The sequence below is a fragment of the Streptomyces sp. DSM 15324 genome (assembly GCF_001514285.1).
Classification (GTDB): domain Bacteria; phylum Actinomycetota; class Actinomycetes; order Streptomycetales; family Streptomycetaceae; genus Streptomyces.
This window is the reverse complement of the sequence record NZ_KQ949026.1, coordinates 518,166-538,485: the sequence shown is the minus strand read 5'-3', so window position 1 is coordinate 538,485 and position 20,320 is coordinate 518,166. Positions and strand designations below refer to the sequence as shown.

The 20,320-nt window shown below is 72.5% G+C and carries 19 protein-coding genes; 14 read left to right on the top strand and 5 right to left on the bottom strand.

Annotated features, from left to right (window positions below; all coding sequences use genetic code 11):
• Nucleotides 1-184: 184 nt before the first annotated feature.
• From AQJ58_RS16415 to AQJ58_RS16385, 7 genes are all read left to right on the top strand, one after another.
• A complete protein-coding gene (locus tag AQJ58_RS16415) occupies nucleotides 185-2,425 on the top strand; it encodes a molybdopterin oxidoreductase family protein (RefSeq protein WP_067250714.1) in 2,241 nt (746 codons plus the stop codon).
• Between the two features lie 124 nt (nucleotides 2,426-2,549).
• Nucleotides 2,550-3,944 carry a CitMHS family transporter gene (locus tag AQJ58_RS16410; protein ID WP_067250711.1) on the top strand — a complete coding sequence of 465 codons (1,395 nt, stop codon included), beginning with the start codon at nucleotides 2,550-2,552 and terminating at the stop codon, nucleotides 3,942-3,944.
• A 20-nt stretch (nucleotides 3,945-3,964) separates the two neighbouring features.
• Nucleotides 3,965-5,224: an MFS transporter gene (locus AQJ58_RS16405; protein WP_067250946.1), complete on the top strand. Its 1,260-nt coding sequence runs from the start codon at nucleotides 3,965-3,967 to the stop codon at nucleotides 5,222-5,224.
• Nucleotides 5,225-5,315: 91 nt separating this feature from the next.
• Nucleotides 5,316-6,029 carry a hypothetical protein gene (locus tag AQJ58_RS16400; RefSeq protein WP_067250708.1) on the top strand — a complete coding sequence of 238 codons (714 nt, stop codon included), beginning with the start codon at nucleotides 5,316-5,318 and terminating at the stop codon, nucleotides 6,027-6,029.
• Nucleotides 6,016-6,816 (top strand): class F sortase, encoded by an 801-nt coding sequence (locus AQJ58_RS16395; RefSeq protein WP_067250705.1) that lies wholly within the window; start codon nucleotides 6,016-6,018, stop codon nucleotides 6,814-6,816. The genes AQJ58_RS16400 and AQJ58_RS16395 overlap by 14 nt, the downstream gene beginning before the upstream one ends.
• A 202-nt stretch (nucleotides 6,817-7,018) precedes the next feature.
• Nucleotides 7,019-8,407 carry an aldehyde dehydrogenase family protein gene (locus AQJ58_RS16390; protein ID WP_067250944.1) on the top strand — a complete coding sequence of 463 codons (1,389 nt, stop codon included), beginning with the start codon at nucleotides 7,019-7,021 and terminating at the stop codon, nucleotides 8,405-8,407.
• Nucleotides 8,408-8,420: 13 nt separating this feature from the next.
• Nucleotides 8,421-9,500: a Zn-dependent alcohol dehydrogenase gene (locus AQJ58_RS16385; RefSeq protein ID WP_067250702.1), complete on the top strand. Its 1,080-nt coding sequence runs from the start codon at nucleotides 8,421-8,423 to the stop codon at nucleotides 9,498-9,500.
• 65 nt (nucleotides 9,501-9,565) lie between these two features.
• Here AQJ58_RS16385 and AQJ58_RS16380 read toward each other — a convergent pair whose 3' ends face one another.
• Nucleotides 9,566-10,198 carry a TetR/AcrR family transcriptional regulator gene (locus AQJ58_RS16380; protein ID WP_067250700.1) on the bottom strand — a complete coding sequence of 211 codons (633 nt, stop codon included), beginning with the start codon at nucleotides 10,196-10,198 and terminating at the stop codon, nucleotides 9,566-9,568.
• 66 nt (nucleotides 10,199-10,264) lie between these two features.
• Here AQJ58_RS16380 and AQJ58_RS16375 point away from each other — a divergent pair, with 66 nt between their 5' ends.
• The 3 genes from AQJ58_RS16375 to AQJ58_RS16365 all read left to right on the top strand — a co-directional run bounded on the left by AQJ58_RS16375 (nucleotide 10,265) and on the right by AQJ58_RS16365 (nucleotide 12,530).
• On the top strand, nucleotides 10,265-11,416 hold the full coding sequence (locus AQJ58_RS16375; protein ID WP_067250942.1) for an acyl-CoA dehydrogenase family protein: 1,152 nt from the start codon (nucleotides 10,265-10,267) through the stop codon (nucleotides 11,414-11,416).
• 60 nt (nucleotides 11,417-11,476) lie between these two features.
• Entirely contained in the window at nucleotides 11,477-11,764 is a 288-nt protein-coding gene (locus AQJ58_RS16370; protein ID WP_067250698.1) for a YiaA/YiaB family inner membrane protein, read from the top strand.
• A gap of 139 nt (nucleotides 11,765-11,903) precedes the next feature.
• Entirely contained in the window at nucleotides 11,904-12,530 is a 627-nt protein-coding gene (locus tag AQJ58_RS16365; RefSeq protein WP_067250695.1) for a TetR/AcrR family transcriptional regulator, read from the top strand.
• Nucleotides 12,531-12,554: 24 nt separating this feature from the next.
• On the opposite strand, the gene AQJ58_RS16360 is transcribed toward AQJ58_RS16365, so the two are convergent.
• Nucleotides 12,555-13,016, bottom strand: coding sequence for a MaoC family dehydratase (locus AQJ58_RS16360; RefSeq protein WP_067250692.1), 462 nt, complete (start codon nucleotides 13,014-13,016; stop codon nucleotides 12,555-12,557).
• An 84-nt stretch (nucleotides 13,017-13,100) separates the two neighbouring features.
• Here AQJ58_RS16360 and soxR point away from each other — a divergent pair, with 84 nt between their 5' ends.
• A complete protein-coding gene (gene soxR / locus AQJ58_RS16355) occupies nucleotides 13,101-13,562 on the top strand; it encodes a redox-sensitive transcriptional activator SoxR (RefSeq protein WP_067250689.1) in 462 nt (153 codons plus the stop codon).
• A 20-nt stretch (nucleotides 13,563-13,582) separates the two neighbouring features.
• Here soxR and AQJ58_RS16350 read toward each other — a convergent pair whose 3' ends face one another.
• Complete coding sequence (locus AQJ58_RS16350) at nucleotides 13,583-14,659, bottom strand: RNA ligase (ATP) (RefSeq protein WP_067250686.1); 1,077 nt, start codon at nucleotides 14,657-14,659, stop codon at nucleotides 13,583-13,585.
• A gap of 151 nt (nucleotides 14,660-14,810) precedes the next feature.
• Between AQJ58_RS16350 and AQJ58_RS43325 the strand changes: the two genes are divergently transcribed.
• Both AQJ58_RS43325 and AQJ58_RS16345 read left to right on the top strand, forming a co-directional pair.
• Nucleotides 14,811-14,984, top strand: coding sequence for a hypothetical protein (locus AQJ58_RS43325; protein ID WP_159056254.1), 174 nt, complete (start codon nucleotides 14,811-14,813; stop codon nucleotides 14,982-14,984).
• The gene (locus tag AQJ58_RS16345; protein ID WP_067250683.1) at nucleotides 14,960-15,223 is read left to right on the top strand and encodes a hypothetical protein; all 264 of its coding nucleotides are present in this window, start codon (nucleotides 14,960-14,962) and stop codon (nucleotides 15,221-15,223) included. The genes AQJ58_RS43325 and AQJ58_RS16345 overlap by 25 nt, the downstream gene beginning before the upstream one ends.
• 76 nt (nucleotides 15,224-15,299) lie before the next feature.
• Here the strand turns inward: AQJ58_RS16345 and AQJ58_RS16340 are convergent, their stop codons facing one another.
• On the bottom strand, nucleotides 15,300-15,908 hold the full coding sequence (locus AQJ58_RS16340; RefSeq protein WP_067250681.1) for a hypothetical protein: 609 nt from the start codon (nucleotides 15,906-15,908) through the stop codon (nucleotides 15,300-15,302).
• A gap of 210 nt (nucleotides 15,909-16,118) precedes the next feature.
• On the opposite strand from AQJ58_RS16340, the gene AQJ58_RS16335 reads away from it, so the two are divergent.
• Nucleotides 16,119-18,908, top strand: coding sequence for a penicillin acylase family protein (locus AQJ58_RS16335; RefSeq protein ID WP_067250678.1), 2,790 nt, complete (start codon nucleotides 16,119-16,121; stop codon nucleotides 18,906-18,908).
• 46 nt (nucleotides 18,909-18,954) lie between these two features.
• Here the strand turns inward: AQJ58_RS16335 and AQJ58_RS16330 are convergent, their stop codons facing one another.
• On the bottom strand, nucleotides 18,955-20,247 hold the full coding sequence (locus AQJ58_RS16330) for a serine-threonine protein kinase (RefSeq protein ID WP_067250675.1): 1,293 nt from the start codon (nucleotides 20,245-20,247) through the stop codon (nucleotides 18,955-18,957).
• Nucleotides 20,248-20,320 lie beyond the last annotated feature (73 nt).

The window sequence follows — 20,320 nt, the reverse complement described above, 5'->3', positions numbered from 1 at the left end:
GCCGGGTCCAGACCGGCCCGTGCCGTGGCCGGCGCCTGCCGGGTTCAGCCGTGCCCTGTCGCGTCGCGTCCGGTGGTCCCGTCCTCCCCGTGCTCCCCTCTCGGTGGGAGCGGGGCCCTCGCCGCCGCGCATACCGGTCGGTATGCTCGCCCGGGACAAGGCACCGTCGCCCCCTGGAGGACCCGTGTCCCGCACCGCCCTGCGAATCTGCCCCCTGTGCGAGGCCACCTGCGGGCTCACGCTCACCGTCGAGGGGAGCTCCGTCACCGGGGCCCGCGGTGACCGGGAGGACGTGTTCAGCAAGGGGTTCATCTGCCCGAAGGGCGCCAGCTTCGGTGCCGTGGACGGGGATCCCGACCGGCTGCGCACCCCGCTCGTCCGCCGGGACGGCGAGCTGCGCGAGGCCGGCTGGGAGGAGGCCTTCGACGCCGTCGCCGCCGGGATCCGCCGGGTCGTCGAGCAGTACGGGCCGCACTCCGTCGGGGTCGTCCTCGGCAACCCGAACGTCCACACCGTGGCCGGCGCCCTCTACCCGCCCGTGCTGCTCGCCAGGCTCGGCACCCGCAGCATCTTCACCGCCTCCACCGTGGACCAGATGCCCAAGCACGTCTCCAGCGGACTGCTCTACGGCGACGCCCTCGCCATCCCCGTGCCCGACCTGGACCGCACCGACCATCTCCTGATGATCGGCGCCAACCCCCTGGAGTCCAACGGGAGTCTGTGCACCGCCCCCGACTTCCCCGGCAAGCTCAAGGCGCTCAAGGCCCGCGGCGGCACCCTCACCGTCATCGACCCGCGCCGCACCCGCACCGCCCGACTCGCCGACCGGCACATCGAGATCAGGCCCGGCACCGACGCCCTGCTGCTCGCGGCGATGACGTACACGCTGTTCGAGGAAGGCCTCGTGGACCTGGGGGAGTTGGCTTCGCACGTCGAAGGGGTCGACGAAGTGCGGGATGCCGTGAGGGAGTTCACCCCCGAGGCGGTCGCCCTCGCCTGTGACGTCGAGGCCCCGGTCATCCGGACCCTCGCCCGGGAACTCGCCGCCGCTCCCACCGCCTCCGTGTACGCCCGCATCGGCAGCTGCACGGTCCCCTTCGGCACCCTCGGCAGCTGGCTCGTCGACGTCCTCAACATCCTCACCGGCAACCTGGACCGGCCCGGCGGTGCCCTCTTCCCGCTGGCCGCGACGGACCGGGCCCCCCGCCCGGCCGGCCCCGGCCGCGGCTTCCAGCTCGGCCGCTGGCACTCCCGCGTCAGCCGCCACCCCGAGGCGAAGGGCGAACTCCCGCTCTCCGCGCTCGCCGAGGAGATCGACACCGCCACCGACGAGGGCGAGCCGATCCGCGCGCTCATCGCGGTGGCCGCCAACCCGGTGCTCTCCGCCCCGGACGGGAACCGCCTCGACAAGGCGCTGGGCTCGCTCGACTTCATGGTCAGCGTCGACCCGTACCTCAACGAGACCTCGCGCCACGCCGACGTCGTCCTGCCGCCGCCCCCGCCCGCCCAGAGCCCGCACCACGACTTCGCGCTCAACGCCCTCGCCGTGCGCAACCAGGTCCGCTACTCGCCCCCGGCCGTCCCGCTGGAGCCCGGCCGCATGGCCGAGAGCGAGATCCTCGCCCGGCTGGTCCTCGCCGCCACCGGCATGCACGGCGCCGACCCGTCCACCGTGGACGACCTGGTCATCGGCCAGACCCTCGGCAAGGCCGTCGCGGAGGCCCACTCGCCCGTGCACGGCCGCGACCCCCGGGAACTCGCCGCGCAGCTCACCGGTGAGACCGGCCCCGAACGCCGGCTCGACCTGATGCTCCGCCTCGGCCCCTACGGCGACGGCTTCGGCGCCGACCCCGACGGACTGACCCTCGCCCGCCTCCTGGAGCACCCGCACGGCATCGACCTCGGCCCGCTGCGCCCGCGCCTGCCGCAGGGTCTGAAGACCAGGAGCGGCCGGATCGAGCTGCTGCCCCGGCCGATCGCCGACGATCTCCCCCGGCTCGCCGCCGCCCTGCGCGAGCGGCCCGACGGACTCCTCCTCGTCGGCCGCCGGCATCTGCGCTCCAACAACAGCTGGATGCACAACGTCCCCGCCCTCACCGGCGGCACCAACCGCTGCACCCTGCACATCCACCCCGAGGACGCCGAGCGGCTGGGCGTCCGGGACGGGGCCCAGGTCCGGGTGAAGGGCGCGGGGGGAGAGGTGACCGCACCGGCCGAGGTCACCGAGGGCGTGCGCCGGGGCGTGGTGAGCCTGCCGCACGGCTGGGGCCACGACCGGCCCGGCACCCGGCTCGGCCATGCCGCGACGGACCCCGGCGTCAACGTCAACCAGCTCCTCGACGGCAGCCTGCTGGACCCGCTGTCGGGCAACGCCGTCCTCAACGGCGTGCCCGTCGAGGTCACCGCGCTCGTCACAACGCCGTGACCTGGAGTTTTGCGCTTATTGCTCGCACGTCAACGTCTTGTTAACGCCAATTGAACGGACCTAACGTCAACGCACCGCCGACCCCCAGGTGGGATGTTCAAGGGCGAACGTGAGGTATCCATTCATGCTGACCATCCTCGGCTTCGTCATGATCGCGACCTTCCTGGTCCTGATCATGATGAAGAAGATGTCGCCGATCGCGGCGCTCGTACTGATCCCGGCGTTGTTCTGCGTCTTCGTCGGAAAGGGCGCCAAGCTCGGTGACTACGTCATCGAAGGCGTCGGCAGCCTCGCCCCGACGGCGGCGATGCTCATGTTCGCGATCGTCTACTTCGGTGTGATGATCGATGTCGGCCTCTTCGACCCGATCGTCCGGGGCATCCTGAAGTTCTGCAAGGCCGACCCGCTGCGCGTCGTCGTCGGCACGGCGCTGCTCGCCGCGATCGTCTCCCTCGACGGCGACGGCTCCACCACCTTCATGATCACCGTCTCGGCGATGTACCCGCTGTACAAGCGCCTGAAGATGAGCCTGGTCGTGATGACCGGTGTCGCCGCCATGGCCAACGGCGTGATGAACACGCTGCCCTGGGGCGGCCCGACCGCCCGCGCCGCGACCGCGCTGAAGCTCGACGCGAGCGACATCTTCGTGCCGATGATCCCGGCGCTGGCCGTGGGTCTCCTCTTCGTCTTCGTCCTCGCGTACGTGCTCGGCCGCCGCGAGCGCAAGCGGCTCGGCGTGCTGACGCTGGACGAGGCGCTGGAGCCCCAGGAGGCCGAGACCGTCCTCGTGGGCGCCGCCGCCGGCACCGGTGGCGAGGCGAAGGCCACCGGGGGAACCGGCGGCGCGTTTCTCCCCGAGGAGCCGCAGGACGAGGGCTTCCAGGGCCTCGACCCGAACCGGGCCACCCTGCGCCCCAAGCTGTACTGGTTCAACGCGCTGCTCACCGTCACCCTGTTGACCGCCATGATCATGGAGTGGCTGCCGATCCCGGTGCTGTTCCTGCTCGGTGCCGCGGCCGCGCTCACCGTCAACTTCCCGCACATCCCCGACCAGAAGGCCCGGCTCGCCGCCCACGCCGACAACGTCCTCAACGTCTCCGGCATGGTCTTCGCCGCCGCCGTCTTCACCGGCGTCCTCCAGGGCACCGGCATGGTCGACCACATGGCGAAGTGGATGGTCGACGTCATCCCCGCGGGCATGGGCCCGCACATGGCCCTCGTCACCGGCCTGCTGAGCCTCCCGCTCACCTACTTCATGTCCAACGACGGCTTCTACTTCGGCGTCCTGCCGGTCCTCGCCGAGGCCGGTGCCGCGCACGGGGTGACGCCGCTGGAGATGGCCCGTGCCTCGCTCGTCGGCCAGCCCCTGCACATGTCGAGCCCGCTCGTCCCGGCCGTCTACGTCCTGGTCGGCATGGCGAAGGTCGAGTTCGGCGACCACACCCGCTTCGTGGTCAAGTGGGCCGCCCTCACCTGTCTGGTGATCCTCGGGGCGGGCCTGCTGTTCGGCATCATCTGAGCTACCCCATGGAGGACTTCGTGAGGCCCGGCAGGAACCGCGGCTGGCTGCTCCGACTCGTCATCGCCTTCACCTTCGCGCAGGGGGCGGTGTCGATGGCCCGGCCCGCCGTCTCCTACCGGGCCCTCGCGCTGGGCGCCGACGAACGGGCCGTCGGTGTCATCGCAGGCGTCTACGCCCTGTTGCCCCTCTTCGCCGCCGTACCGCTCGGCCGCCGCACGGACCACGGCCGGTGCGCCCCGCTGCTGCCGGTGGGCGTGGTCCTCATCTCCGGCGGCTGCGCGCTGAGCGGCCGCGCGGGCTCGCTGGGGACGATGGCCCTGTGGAGCGGGGTGATGGGCCTCGGCCACCTGTGCTTCGTCATCGGCTCCCAGTCGCTCGTCGCCCGCCAGTCCGCCCCGCACGAACAGGACCGCAACTTCGGCCACTTCACGATCGGCGCCTCGCTCGGCCAGCTCGTCGGCCCGATCGCGGCGGGTGCCCTGATCGCCCGCGACGACATGGCGCGCACCAGCGCGCTCGCCCTGCTCGTCGCGGGTGCGGGCTGCGCGGTCGCGTTCACCTCCCTGTGGCGCCTCGAACACCGCGACACGGCGGCCGCGTCCCGTACGGCACCAGGTGACCGCGTCCCCGTCGGCCGCATCCTGCGCACCCGGGGTGTCCCGGCCGGCATCCTGGTCAGCCTCGCCGTGCTCTCCGCGACCGACATCCTCACCGCCTACCTCCCGGTGGTCGGCGAGCACCGGGGCATCGCGCCCTCCGTGATCGGCGTCCTGCTCAGCGTCCGCGCGGCGGCCACCATCGCCTGCCGGCTCGTCCTCACCCCGCTGCTGCGGCTGCTCGGCCGGGCGCTGCTGCTCGCCGTGACCTGTCTGCTGGCGGCGCTGCTCTGCGCGGGGATCGCGCTGCCGGTGCCGGTCCGGGCGCTCGGCGTGATCCTCGCCGTCCTCGGCTTCTGCCTCGGGGTCGGGCAGCCGCTGTCCATGACGACGGTCGTGCAGGCCGCGCCCGACGGCGCCCGCTCCACGGCCCTCGCGCTGCGGCTCACCGGCAACCGCCTCGGCCAGGTCGCCGCGCCCGCCACGGCGGGGCTGGTCGCCGGGGTCGCGGGGGTGGCGGCGCCCTTCGTGATGCTGGGCGCGCTGTTGCTGCTGTCGTCGGCGGTGGCCCTGCGCTCCCCGGCGAAGCCGGCCGAGCCGCTCGGCTCCGGCCCCGGTAGCGGCACCGGCTCCGCGGTGGGCCGTAAGAGGGAAGTAAAGGGCGCGGTCGACGGGGTGTAGGGCGAGGCTCCCGGCGTTCGGTGCGCGCATGTGACAAAGAGTCAGAAGACGAGTGATTTGTATGAAAATCATCTGACTCAGAGGAGCCTGCATGCACGTCACGCCCCGCCCCCGCCGCGCCGGCGCCCGGATCGCCGCCCTCGCGGCCCTCACCGTCGCGGGGAGCGCCCTGGCCGGGGGGCACGCGTTCGCCGCCACCAACGGAGACGTCAAGATCCACGCGGTCGGAACGCCCGCCTCGGGGCCGGAGAACGACCCCCACGTCTGCCTGTTCTACATCGACGCCTTCAACTTCGACGCGGGTGAGACCGCCTCCTGGGTCATCGAGACCCAGCCGCCGTCCTCGGGGCCGGCCGGCGCCACCGGCCAGATCGTGATCAACGCCGACGGCACGGGGCAGAGCGAGGAGATCAACCTTCCCGACGGCCACTACAAGCTCACCTTCACGACGCCGGACGGTGACGGCGGCCCGGGCAAGCAGAAGGTCTTCTGGGTCGACTGCGCCTCCGGCTCGCCGAGCCCCAGCGGCAGCCCGAGCACCAGCCCCAGCACCAGCCCGAGCGCCAGTCCCAGCACCAGTCCGAGCGAGACCGTCACCGGCTACCCGACCGGCTACCCCACCGGTGACCCGGGCGGCCCGCACGGCTACCCCGGCGGCCCCCACGGCGGTCCCCCCGCCGGCGCCGGCGGGCTCGCACGGGACGCCGCGTTCGGGCCGGTGGCGGGTGCGGCGGCCGTGGGTGTGGCCGCGGTCGGCGGAGTGGTCTGGTTCCGGCTCCGTCGCCGTCCGCATGGCGCCGCGTAGACGGCGGCGCAGGCGCAGGCCCTGGTACCGGACGCGCGCCTACCGCCTGACCCGGACGGTCGTCCTGACCGCCGCGCTGGTCACGGGGTGCGTGCACTGGACCCAGGACGAGGAACCCCCGGGACCGGCGGCGGCCGGCCCCGGGGGCTCCGCCCGGGCGGCGGGAGAGGTACCCGGCGACCCCGCCGACGGCGCGGGCCCGCTCGCCGCGCCCCGCCGCCAGGACGGCGACTCCCGTCCCCGGAGCGCGCCGTCCCCCGGCGAAGCCCGCGCGACCCCTTCGGCGGCCGTCCCCCCGCCCCTGCCGTACGCGCGGGCCGTCCGCCTCCTCATCCCCTACCTCAGCGTGGACGCCCCCGTCATGGACCTCCGGCTCGACGACCGGCGCCGGCTGCCCGCGCCCGCCGAGAACGACGCCCATCGGGTCGGCTGGTACGCGGACGGTCCGGGGCCGGGCGGGCGGGGGACCGCCGTCGCCGTCGGGCACCTGGACACCGACAACGGTCCGGCGGTCTTCGCGGGCCTGTCGGAGCTCAGGCGGGGCAAGCTGATCGAGGTCCGCCGGGCCGACGGCCGTACCGCCGTCTACGCCGTCGACGCCCTCCGCAAGTTCGAGAAGGCACACTTCCCCAATGGAGAGGTGTACGGCGACCGCGGCCGCCCCGAGCTGCGGCTGATCACCTGTGGCGGCACCTTCCACCGCAGGACCGGCTACGACGGCAATCTCGTCGTCTTCGCCCACTTCACCCGCGTCCTCGGCCCGGACCCCCGCCCCGCACCGACCTGAGCGGTCGCCGCCTTCGCCGGCACCCCGCGCATCACCCTCCTGCGCGGTGGCGCGTCTGCCCGGCCCCGGCGCCGCTCCCCACCTGGAGAAGTGAGCAGACGCACTCCCGTACGGTGACGCCGTCCCCCGGCGGCCCCTGGTGCCGGAAAACTAACAACGTTAGTTTAGGGCGCTGATGACCACCACCGCCGGGAGGAACGCGATGAAGGCACACGACGGCATCTATCTCGACGGCGCCTGGCGCCCCGCCGCGGGCCGGGACGTGATCGAGGTCGTCGACCCGGCCGACGAGCAGGTGATCGCCCGGGTCCCGGCCGGTGACGCCGAGGACGTCGACGCAGCCGTACGGGCCGCGCGCGCCGCGCTCCCCGGCTGGGCGGCCACCCCGCCCGCCGAACGCGCCGCACGGCTGACCGCGCTGCGGGACGCCCTGGCGAGCCGCAAGGCCGAGATCGCCGAGACCGTCACCGCCGAGCTGGGCTCCCCGCCGGCGTTCTCCCACGCGGTCCACGCAGGGCTGCCGATCGCGGTCGCCGGCTCCTACGCCGAACTCGCCGCCACCCACTCCTTCGAGGAGAAGGTCGGCAACTCCACCGTCCTGCACGAGCCGATCGGCGTGGTCGGCGCCATCACGCCCTGGAACTACCCGCTGCACCAGATCGTCGCCAAGGTCGCCCCGGCCCTGGCCGCCGGCTGCACGGTGGTCCTCAAGCCCGCCGAGGACACCCCGCTCACCGCCCAGCTCTTCGCCGAGGCCGTCCACGAGGCCGGCGTCCCGGCCGGGGTGTTCAACCTCGTCACCGGCCTCGGCCCGGTCACGGGGCGGGCCCTCGCCGAGCACCCCGGCGTCGATCTGGTCTCCTTCACCGGCTCCACGGCCGTCGGACGGCAGATCGCCGCCACCGCCGGCGCCGCGATCAAGAAGGTGGCCCTGGAACTCGGCGGCAAGTCCGCCAACGTCATCCTGCCGAGCGCCGACCTCGCCCGGGCGGTCAACGCCGGCGTCGCCAACGTGATGTCCAACTCCGGCCAGACGTGCAGCGCCTGGACGCGCATGCTGGTCCACCGCGACCACTACGACGAGGCCGTCGAACTGGCCGCGACCGCCGCCGCCAAGTACGCCGACCGCATCGGCCCGCTGGTCAACGCCCAGCAGCAGGCACGGGTGCGGGGGTACATCGAGAAGGGCCTCGCCGAGGGCGCCCGGCTGGTCGCGGGCGGCCCCGAATCGCCGCGCGAGCGCGGCTACTTCGTCGCGCCGACCGTCTTCGCCGACGTCACCCCCGAGATGACGATCGCCCAGGAGGAGATCTTCGGCCCGGTCCTGTCGATCCTGCGCTACGAGGACGAGGAGGACGCCCTGCGGATCGCCAACGGCACGGTCTACGGCCTGGCCGGCGCGGTCTGGGCGGGGGAGGAGGCCGAGGCGGTCGCCTTCGCCCGGCGCATGGACACCGGCCAGGTCGACATCAACGGGGGCCGCTTCAACCCCCGCGCCCCGTTCGGGGGCTACAAGCAGTCGGGCGTCGGCCGGGAACTCGGCGCGCACGGTCTCGCCGAGTACCTCCAGACCAAGTCCCTTCAGTTCTGAGGAGGTTGCCGCCATGGTCCGCGCCGCCGTGCTCCCCGCCGTGGGTGCCCCCCTGGAGATCACCGACATCGACCTGCCGGAGCCCGGCCCCGGCCAGGTCCGGGTGCGGCTCGCCGCCGCCGGGGTCTGCCACTCCGATCTGTCCCTGTCCGACGGCACCATGCGGGTGCCCGTCCCCGCGGTCCTCGGCCATGAGGGCGCGGGCACGGTCGTGGCCGTGGGCGACGGGGTCGCCGGGGTGGCGCCCGGCGACCGTGTCGTCCTCAACTGGGCCCCGTCCTGCGGGCGCTGCCACGCCTGCGGACTCGGCGAGGTCTGGCTGTGCGCCAACGCCCTGGCCGGCTCCGCCGACGTGTACGCCCGCACCGCCGACGGCACCGACCTCCACCCCGGCCTGAACGTCGCCGCGTTCGCCGAGGAGACCGTCGTCGACGCCTCCTGCGTCCTGCCGCTGCCCGACGGCGTCCCCCTCGTGGACGCGGCCCTCCTCGGCTGCGCGGTCCTCACCGGATACGGCGCCGTCCACCACAGCGCACGGGTCCGCCCCGGCGAGACCGTCGCCGTCCTCGGAGTGGGCGGGGTGGGCCTGGCCACCCTCCAGGCCGCCCGGATCGCCGGCGCCTCCACCGTCGTCGCCGTGGACGTCTCCCCGGAGAAGGAGGAACTGGCGCGGGCGGCCGGCGCCACCGAGTACCTGGTCGCCTCCGAGCAGACGGCCCGCGAGATCCGCGGCCTCACCGGCAAGCAGGGCGTCGACGTGGCGGTGGAGTGCGTGGGCCGTGCCGTCACCATCCGGACGGCGTGGGAGTCCACCCGGCGCGGCGGCCGCACCACGGTCGTCGGCATCGGCGGCAAGGACCAGCAGGTCACCTTCAACGCCCTGGAGCTGTTCCACTGGGGCAGGACCCTGTCCGGCTGTGTCTACGGCAACACGAACCCGGCCGAGGACCTGCCCGTCCTCGCCGACCACGTCCGCGCGGGGCGCCTCGACCTCTCCGCGATGGTCACCGAGCACATCGCCCTCGACGGCATCCCCGGGGCCTTCGAGAACATGCTCGCGGGCAAGGGCGGCCGGGCCCTGGTGGTCTTCTAGGGCGTCTTTCGAAAGTCCCGTCTGACCGGCCGACCGGCACGCCCGGCCGCGTTCCCCGGCCGGGCTCAGGACAGGTGGCGGTGCTGGATGGCGAGCCCGTCCAGCAGGGCCGTCAGGCCGGTCTCGAACGCCCGCTCGTCGATCTTCTCCTGGTGCTCGGCCAGGAGGTGGGCCTGGCCGAGGTGGGGGTAGTCGGCGGGGTCGTAGGCCTCGGCGTCGTCCACGAAGCCGCCGGCGAAGGAGCCCAGCGCCGAGCCCATGATGAAGTAGCGCATCAGGGCGCCGATGGAGGTGGCCTGGGCGGGGGGCCAGCCGGCCGCGACCATCGCGCCGTAGACGGCGTCGGCGACCCGGAGCCCGGCCGGGCGGCGGCCGGGGCCCTGGGCGAGGACCGGGACGATGTTCGGGTGGTCGCGCAGGGCGGCGCGGTAGGAGACCGCCCAGTCGTGCAGCGCGGTCCGCCAGTCGCGGCCGTCGTCGAACATCGACAGGTCGATCTGGGCGCTCACCGAGTCGGCCACGGCCTCCAGGATCTCGTCCTTGGTGCGGAAGTGGTTGTAGAGCGAGGGCCCGCTGACCCCGAGTTCGGCGGCGAGCCGGCGCGTGGAGACGGCCGCCAGGCCCTCCTCGTCCACCAGCGTCCGTGCGGTCTCGACGATCCGGTCGGTGCTGAGAAGGGGCTTGCGCGGTCGGGCCATGGCGCACATAGTAGGGCTGCCACAAAGAAACTAGCAGTGCTAATTTAAAGATGAGGTGATCTCGTGGTGCACCTGGGGCTCGACGACGAGCAGGAGGCCGTACGGCAGCTGGCCCGGGACTTCGTCGAGCGCGAGATCACCCCGCACGTCGTCGCCTGGGACCGCGCCGAGGAGGTGGACCGGGGCATCGTGAAGAAGCTCGGCGAGGTCGGCTTCCTGGGGCTGACGATCGACGAGGAGTACGGCGGATCCGGCGGCGACCATCTCGCGTACTGCCTGGTCACGGAGGAACTGGGGCGCGGCGACTCGTCCGTGCGCGGGATCGTCTCGGTGTCGCTCGGGCTGGTCGCGAAGACCGTCGCCGCCTTCGGCGACGAGGAGCAGAAGCGGCGCTGGCTGCCCGGACTGACCTCCGGCGCGCTCGTCGGCTGCTTCGGCCTCACCGAACCCGGCACCGGCTCGGACGCCGGCAGTCTCGCGACCCGGGCCGTGCGGGACGGCGACTCCTATGTGATCAACGGCAGCAAGATGTTCATCACGAACGGCACCTGGGCCGACGTCGTCCTGCTCTTCGCCCGCTCCACGGACGCCCCCGGCCACAAGGGCGTCTCCGCCTTCCTGGTCCCCACCGACACGCCCGGCCTCACCCGCCGTACCGTCCACGGCAAGCTCGGCCTGCGCGGCCAGGCCACCGCCGAACTGGTCCTGGAGGACGTCCGGGTGCCCGCCTCCGCCCTGCTCGGCACGGAGGGCAAGGGCTTCTCGGTCGCCATGTCGGCGCTCGCCAAGGGCCGGATGTCGGTCGCGGCGGGCTGTGTCGGCATCGCCCAGGCCGCCCTGGACGCGGCCGTGCGGTACGCGGGCGAGCGCGAGCAGTTCGGCCGGAGCATCGCCCACCACCAGCTGATCCAGGAGCTGATCAGCGACATCGCCGTGGACGTCGACGCGGCCCGGTTGCTCACCTGGCGGGTCGCCGATCTGATCGACCGCGGACTGCCGTTCGCCGTCGAGTCCTCCAAGGCCAAGCTCTTCGCCTCCGAGGCCGCCGTGCGCGCCGCGAACAACGCCCTCCAGGTCTTCGGGGGCTACGGCTACATCGACGAGTACCCGGCGGGCAAGCTGCTGCGCGACGCCCGGGTGATGACCCTGTACGAGGGCACCAGCCAGATCCAGAAGCTGGTCATCGGGCGGGCCCTGACGGGCGTGTCGGCGTTCTGAGTACCCTCTGAGTACCCGTACGGATGTGGTGCGCGCCACATCGGCGGAATGCTGTCGCCCATGAGTGACACACCGGTCAAACAGCAGAACACGGCCGCGTATTACGGGCAGGCCGTCGCGTCCTTCGCCGTCGCCATGGCGGCCACGGCGGTCGGGATCTACCGGATGGACGCCGACGCCTGGGTGCGCGCGTTCCTGGCCGTCGCGGTCCTGTACCTGGTGACCTCCTCCTTCACCCTGGCGAAGGTGATCCGTGACCGGCAGGAGGCGGGGACGATCGTCAGCCGGGTCGACCAGGCCCGGCTGGAGAAGCTGCTCGCCGAGCACGACCCCTTCGAGAAGATCTGAGCGAGCCCCGCGCGACGCCACGGGGTTCAACGCGCCCCGTGGGGTCCGAGGGTTTCCCCTACGCTGAGCGGCCACTCTAAGCGGCCGCTCACCTACGGCGGTATGGTGGAGCGACTGTACCGAGAGGGGCGAGCGAGGGATGAGTACGGCTCAGGAGACGGCCGGCGGCGAGACCGAGCCGTGGGACGAGGTCACCCCCGACGCGGCCAGGCGACTGCTCGTCGCCGCCGTGGAGGCCTTCGCCGAACGCGGCTACCACGCGACGACGACCCGCGACATCGCCGGACGCGCGGGCATGAGTCCGGCCGCCCTGTACATCCACTACAAGACCAAGGAAGAGCTGCTGCACCGCATCAGCCGGATCGGCCACGACCGCGCGCTGGACATCCTGCGCACCGCGGCGGCCGGTGAGGGCAGCGCGACCCAGCGGCTCGCGGAGGCCGTGAGCTCCTTCGTCCGCTGGCACGCGGGGCGGCGCACCACGGCCCGGGTCGTCCAGTACGAACTGGACGCCCTCGGTCCCGACGCCCGCGCCGAGATCCTCGGCCTGCGCCGGCAGGTCGACGCCGAGGTCCGCAGGATCATCCAGGACGGTGTGGCGGCGGGGGAGTTCCAGGTCGTCGACGTGCACGGCACCACGCTCGCCGTGCTCTCCCTCTGCATCGACGTGGCCCGCTGGTTCAACGTCGACGGTCCCCGCACACCGGACGAGGTCGGCGCGCTGTACGCCGACCTCGTGCTGCGCATGGTGGGTGCGGCCGGGTAGCGGCCGCACCCGCGGTCCGGACGGTCAGAGGTAGTAGCGGGAGACCGACTCCGCGACACACACCGGCTTGTCCCCGCCCTCGCGCTCCACGCTGAAGGCGATGGCGACCTGGACGCCGCCGGTGACGTCCTCGACACCGGTGATCGTCGCGGTGGCGCGCAGCCGCGAGCCGACCGGCACGGGCGCGGGGAAGCGCACCTTGTTCGTGCCGTAGTTGACACCCATCTGCACGTTCTCGACGGAGATCAGCTGCGGCCCGAACAGCGGCAGCAGGGACAGCGTCAGATAGCCGTGGGCGATGGTCGTCTTGAAGGGGCCCGCCGCGGCCCTCTCCGGGTCGACGTGGATCCACTGGTGGTCGCCGGTGGCCTCGGCGAACAGGTCGATCCGCTTCTGGTCGATCTCCAGCCAGTCGGTGTACCCCAGCTGCTCGCCCACCGCCGCCCTCAGTTCCTCGGCGGACGTGAAGATCCTCGGCTCTGCCATGTCGTCTCGGGCCCTCTCGCGCGGTCTCATCTGCTAAGCGACTGCTTAGCATGGTAGCGGAAGGGGCCGGGTAGGGTTCGAGGGGTGCCCCAGATTCCCGAGAAGGTCCACGAGCTCACGGTCGGCCAGCTCGCCGCGCGCAGCGGCGCCGCCGTCTCCGCCCTGCACTTCTACGAGGCCAAGGGGCTGATCACCAGCCGCCGCACCGCGGGCAACCAGCGCCGCTACCACCGTGACGCGCTCCGCAGGGTCGCCTTCGTGCGGGCCGCGCAGCGGGTCGGGATCCCGCTCGCCACGATCCGCGAGGCGCTCCTCGAACTCCCCGAGGAGCGCACGCCCACCCGGGAGGACTGGGCGCGGCTCTCCGAGCGGTGGCGGGCGGAACTGGACCGGCGCATCCAGCAGCTCAACCGTCTCCGCGACCACCTCACCGACTGCATCGGCTGCGGGTGTCTTTCCCTCGACACCTGCGTGCTGTCCAACCCCGACGACGTGTTCGGCGAGCGGCTGACCGGGTCACGGCTGTTGGCGGAGCGGAGGAGGTAGGGGCGGTCCCCGTCCGCGCCCTACTCGTACTCCGTCCCGCCCTTCCGCGTCAGATAGGCCCCGCTGACCGCCTTGGCGATCGCCCGGCCCCCGGTCACCGCGCTGTAGCGCTCGACAGCGGGCCGGATCACCACGCCCTCGCGCAGATGCAGCCCCCGCCCGGACACGGTCTCCCGCCCCGTCGCGAGCCCCAGGACGACCTCACTGTCGTACGCCCCCTCGAACAGCCGCGGAACCAGCGGCAGTTCGCCCTCCAGCAACCCCGTCACCTCCGCCGTGTCCAGCCAGCGCACCACACCCCCGACATCCACCGACACGTCGAACACCGCGTAGCCGAGCGTCTCGCGCCGCCCGTCCGCGCCGTACGTCAGGTCCTGCACGCCCGCGCCGTACACCTCGCCGAAGACACCGACCCGCCGCGCCCCGAGCCGCTCGGCGACACGGGCCGCCGCCTCGGCGACGCCGTGCCCGCGCACCGCCCGCCAGTACAGATTGCGTGGATCCTCCGCCAGCGCCAGCGACTTCGCGCCGAACCCCTTGGAGGAGACGTAGACCCGCTCCTCGCCCGCGACATACGTCAGCAGGCACGCCGAGCCGTGCAGCTTCTCGGTGAGGACCACGGGCTCACCGGGCTCGAAGATGCCGGGGTAGCGCTGGATGTTCTCGATGTCGACCCACGGCAGCAGATCCGCCGCCGCCTCGACCTCCCCGTTCATGGTGGGCGGGATCGGCGGCACCCACTTCACGATGCCGAGCGGCTCCGCGAAGTCGGTGCCGGCCGCGGCCGCCCCCACGAGATCGACGTCCGCCAGCGCCTTCGGCCGGCACACGATCCCCTGGGACAGCTCGCCCCGCAGCCGCACCGCCTTCACCCGGTCCGACCTGCTGCCCGCCAGGCGCCCGGTCAGCCCCAGCTCCTCGACCAGCGCGAGCGGCAGCACCGCCTGCTCGGGGATGTAGAGGGCGACCTCACCGGTGCGGTACGCGCCCTTGGCGACGACGGCCCGGTACAGGCCGACCTGGGCCAGTTCGAGGGCGTCGGCGTTGGGGTGTTCCTGCACGGTCAGGACTTCGGCGGTGACGCGCAGCGTCGACATCGAGGGACTCCTTCGGCTGCTCAGCTCGGTTTCATCGCCCCCAACTGTCCTTGGGACAAAGGGCTGGAGCGAACCGATTAACGGCTGGTAGCGTCACGCCCTCCGGCCGGCGGCGACACCGTCGCGCGCGGAGTCCCGACGGGACGAACTCATGCGCCGCCTGCTGCCCCAGACCGCCCACGCCGTCGCGGACGGCACCCTGGACGGCATCGGCCGGGGTTTCCCGGGGCTCGCCCGCGTCGCCCGGCGCACCTGGCCGGCCGGACAGGCGGCGGCGATCGAGGCGTTCCTGCTCGCCTGGTGGCACCCGACGCGCACCTGGTGAGCTGCGTCGCCCGGTGGGAGCACGAACTCGTCTTCGACCAGTCGCCGTTCCTCTGGTGGACCCCGGACGGCGAGCCCGCCGTCGCCGCCACGCTCCGGGGCCGGCTCGCCGAGCACGCCCCCGCCCGGCTGCGCGCGGCGGGCGAGCCCGACCTCGCGCTGCGCACCGGACTCCTCGCCCGGACCTACGACGGCCGCTGGGCGCACCCGTACGGGCACCGCCCCTCGCCCGGCGACTGAGCGGCGGCTCCAAGGGGGGTGCGGCATCCCCGACGCACCCCCGGTGTGCTCTCGTGCTCGCGCGCCCCCAGGGGGCTCAGGCGGAGACCGACACCAGCAGCCGTCCGCGCCGGGCGTACGCCAGCGCCTCGGCGGTGAGGACGGGGCGCGGCACGAGGATGCCGCAGTCCGTGCAGACCGGACCCGAGGACGGTTCGTGGTCCAGGTCGTACCTCCACTGCAGGCGTTCACCCCCGCAGACCGGGCAGCAGTGGCCCGGTTCGCGCTCCAGCGCGCTGATCAGCCGGCGCAGCACCTCCGCCAGCGGCGCACGGGGGTGGACCCGCGGGTCGTCGCACCACGCCACCCCGAAGCCGCCCCAGGTCAGCCGGTGCCAGTCGTCGACGCTGCCCGGCCTGCGCAGCCCGTCGTGCTTCTCCTTCTTGCGGCGCTCGGCGAACTCGACCTCGTAGGCCAGCCAGACCGCCCGCGCCTCCTCCAGCTCGTCCAACGCGGCCACGAGCCGCGCCGGGTCGGGGGAGCGGTCCTCGGGGTCGAACCCGGCCCGGGAGCACAGATGGTCCCAGGTCGCCCTGTGCCCGTAGGGAGCGAACCGCTCAAGGCACTTGCGGAGCGAGTAACGCCGCAGTGCCAGATCGCACCGAGCGTCTCGCGCCTGTCTCGCCAGACTCCGGAAACCCGCCATCGCCTTGCACCTCCGTCACATCTGCACCTGTACTTCGGTCACTTCGGCGTCGTCGTACGGACGTCGTCGAATAGACGTATCGACATGCGATTCGGCTCCCCCCGATCTCCATCGCCCTCCAGCTGTCGAAAACTTGACGCATGTTCATCTTCAATCCCGGGGATACCGCCGGTAACCTTCCGCCGACCCCCCAGTCGCTAGGAGCAGCCGATGCCACGGCGCACCCCACGCTTCACTCTCGACAGACTGAGAACTCCCGGCAGATTCCCCGGGTTCCTGAAGACCGCATCCGTATGCGCCCTCATTGCCGGTCTTTTGTCGCCCCTTGCCCAGACGACCGCCGCCGCGGCCGATGTCACCGCGGCGAACGACTACTGCGGCGGACAGTGTTCCGACATCCTGCCGCCCGGCGAGAACGGCAACGCCACCCTCGCCCAGGTCCTCCTCAACCAGGCCTTCGGCGCCCAGCCCGACCACGCCGAGGACCAGCTCGGCCCCTACGCCAACCTGGCCAAGGGCTACTCCGGCCTCACCAACGCCACGATCAACACCTTCTTCAACGACGCGTCGTTCGGTGTCGCCTCCGATCAAGTCGCCTCCACCCTGAGTCCCGCCGGCCGCAGCGATGTGACGATCGTCCGCGACAAGAAGACGGGCGTTCCGCACATCACCGGTACCACCCGATACGGCACGGAGTTCGGCGCCGGGTATGCCGCCGCCCAGGACCGGCTGTGGCTGATGGACGTCTTCCGCCACGTCGGCCGCGGCCAGCTCACCACCTTCGCCGGCGGTGCCCCCTCCAACCAGGGTCTCGAGCAGCAGTTCTGGCGCAACGCTCCGTACACCGAGGCAGACCTCCAGGCCCAGATCGACAACGCCGTCGCGACCAACGGCACTCGCGGCCAGCAGGCCCTCGCGGACGCGAAGGCCTACCTCGACGGCATCAACGCCTACATCGACGCCTCCGACAGCGGTCGCTACTTCCCCGGTGAGTACGTCCTGACCGGCCACAAGGACTCAATCACCAACGCGGGCACCATCGACCACTTCAAGACCACCGACCTGGTGGCGCTCGCCTCGGTGATCGGCGCGCTCTTCGGCTCCGGCGGCGGTGGCGAGGTCAACAACGCCATCTCGCTGCTCGAGGCGCAGGAGAAGTACGGCGTCACCGAGGGCACCAAGGCCTGGGAGGCGTTCCGCGAGCGCAACGACCCCGAGGCCGTCGTCACTGTCCACAACGGCGAGAGCTTCCCCTACGGCGCCAGGCCCGACACCGCGCAGGGCCAGGCGCTGCCGGACTCCGGATCGGTCAGCACCCAGCCGCTGGTCTACGACGCCTCCGGCACCGGCGCCGACCAGAGCGCCTCCGCCGCCGCCGCGGCGGCCACCGCGACCGCCCTCAGCTCGGCCCGGCGCGGGATGTCCAACGCCCTCGTCGTGAGCGGCAAGTACACCGCGAGCGGCCACCCGATCGCCGTCTTCGGCCCGCAGACCGGCTACTTCGCCCCGCAGCTGCTCATGCTCCAGGAGATCCAGGGCCCGGGCATCAGCGCCCGCGGCGCGTCCTTCGCGGGACTGAGCATGTACGTCGAGCTGGGCCGCGGCCAGGACTACGCGTGGTCCGCCACGACCTCCGGCCAGGACATCATCGACACCTACGCGGTCGAACTCTGCCAGGACGACTACCACTACCTGTACCACGGCACCTGCACGGCCATGGACGTCGTCGAGCAGAAGAACTCCTGGAAGCCGACCACCGCCGACAGCACCGGGGCGGGCTCGTACACGATGCGGGTGTACCGCACCAAGTACGGCCCCGTGGAGTACCGGGCGACCGTCGGCGGCAAGAAGGTCGCCTACACCACCCTGCGCTCGTCGTTCATGCACGAGGCCGACTCCATCATCGGCTTCCAGATGCTGAACGACCCGGACTACGTCAAGAGCCCGCAGACGTTCCAGAGCGCGGCGCAGCACATCAACTACACCTTCAACTGGTTCTACGCCGACTCCACGCACACCGCGTACTACAACAGCGGTGACAACCCGGTGCGCGCGAGCGGCGTCGACTCCGAGTTCCCGGCGTGGGCGCAGGCGGCGTACGAGTGGAAGAACTGGGTGCCGGCCACCAACACGGCCGACTACACCCCGGCCTCGGAGCACCCCAACTCCATCGACCAGGGCTACTACATCTCCTGGAACAACAAACAGGCCCTCGACTACACCACGGCCTCCTGGGGCGACGGCTCCGTGCACCGCGGCAACCTGCTGGAGAGCCGGGTCAAGGCGCTGGTCGCGGCCGGCGGTGTCACCCGGGCCTCCCTGGTGAAGGCGATGGCCGACGCCGCCCTCGCCGACCTGCGCGCCGAGGACGTCCTGCCCAACCTGCTGAAGGTGATCAACAGCTCCACGGTCACCGACTCCACGGTCGCGGCGGCGGTCACCAAGCTGCAGACCTGGCTGACCGCGGGAGGCAAGCGCACCGAGACCTCGGCCGGCTCGAAGACCTACGCCAACGCCGACGCGATCCGCATCCTGGACGCCTGGTGGCCGCTGCTGGTCCAGGGCGAGTTCCAACCCGGACTCGGCACCGACCTGTACACCGCGTTCACCGCCAACCTGCCCGTCGACGAGTCCCCGTCGGCGGCCCACGGCCCGACCGGGGCGCACGCAGGCAGCTCCTTCCAGTACGGCTGGTGGAGCTATGTCGACAAGGACATCCGGGCCGTGCTCGGTCAGACCGTGCAGGGCGGGCTGACGCAGAAGTACTGCGGCGGCGGCACGCTCAGCGGCTGCCGTGACGTCCTGCTGAGCACCCTGAAGACGGCGGCCGGCAAGACCGCGGCCCAGGTCTACCCGGGTGACTCCCTGTGCTCGGCGGGCAACCAGTGGTGCGCCGACTCGATCGTCCAGCGCACCCTGGGCGGCATCAAGCACTCCAACATCAGCTGGCAGAACCGGCCCACCTTCCAGCAGGTGGTCGAGTTCACGTCCCACCGCTAGGCGCTACGACGGCGGGCCGCGTCCTGGGCGTGTTTCGAAGCACGCCCTAAGTGATGCGGCCCGCCGCCAGCACCACCCGCGCCAGCTCGGGGTGCACGATGTCGCTGTGCGCCCCGGCCGGCGCCCCGCCCCGCCGGACCACCTCGGCCGCGTCGACGTTCACGCACCCCGAGGCCGGCAGCCGACCGGGGGCCAGCACCTCGGCGAGCCGGTACGCGCGCGTGTCCGGCACCGACTGCACCCCGTCGTGGCCCATGGCGCCCCACTTGGCGCCCAGCACCTCCCCGACCAGCCCCCGGTCGTCCCCGGCCATCCGGGAGGCCAGCGGGTACATCGTGCCCAGCGCCTGGTCGAACCGCGAGTAGCAGCACACCAGAGGGCCGTCGATCCGGTTCTGGTGCCCCTGAAGCACCCCTTGCGCGGCGAACGCGTAGTGCGAGAAGGCGCCCTGGAGCAGCGTCACCGACTTCACGGTGCGCACCCCCTCGGGCAGCCCGCGCAGCGCGAACGCCACCAGCCGTCCGCCGAAGCTGTGCCCCACCAGGTGCACCCGCACGCCGGGCGCCGCCTCGGCCAGCCGTCCGACGAGCGGCCCGAGCCCCCGTTCGCCGACCGTCCCCGCGCGCCGTTTCATCGCGTAGTACGTCGCCTGTCGCAGCAGCTCCTTCGCCCCGTCCCAGGGGTGGGGCAGCGCGAAGCCGCGCACCCCGAGGTCGCCGTCGCCGTCGTCGTCCAGCCCGGCCAGGGCCGTCGCGAACGCGGCGCAGGCCGCCGCCGTCGAGCCGGTGAGCATCTCCGGCCCGTCCTGCGGGACGCCCTCGGCGAGTGTGTCGGCGGCGAACGGCGCCTGCGGGCCGGGCGGGACCGCGTCCACCAGCTCCCGCACCAGCCGCCCGAACTCCTCCAGCTCGCTCGCCTCCCGGGGCCGCTGCTCCAGCAGCCGTGCGATGCTCTCGACCACCGTGGCCCGGCCGGGGAAGGTCTCCAGCAGCGCGTGCCGGGTGCCGTCGTCCAGGCCCCGGGTCGGGGTCGCCGTCGCCGTGTGCGGGAGGTCGGGGATCGGTTCGTCGCAGAACCGCATCGACGGCCACACCACGCCCGCGTAGCCGATCCTCGCGGCCGGCGGGGCGAGGGCGGGGATCGGGGCGAAGAAGCCGCTGTAGAGGCGGGTGGCGTCGGCACGGTCGTTGTTCCAGCCGTGCGAGAAGAGGATCACATCGTGGATCCCGCTCGCTCGCATCCCGGCCAGCAGGCGGTCGCGCTCCCGGGGGTCGATGTCCCCGTCCGCGTCGAAGGTCAGTTCCCAGTACGGGCTCACGCTCATCGTCGGTGGTGCCATGTGGCTTCGCTCCCGTCCCCCGGGCTTGTGCGATGTGCGGCGTATCGTCCTGCTAACCGGTGAACTTGGCCAT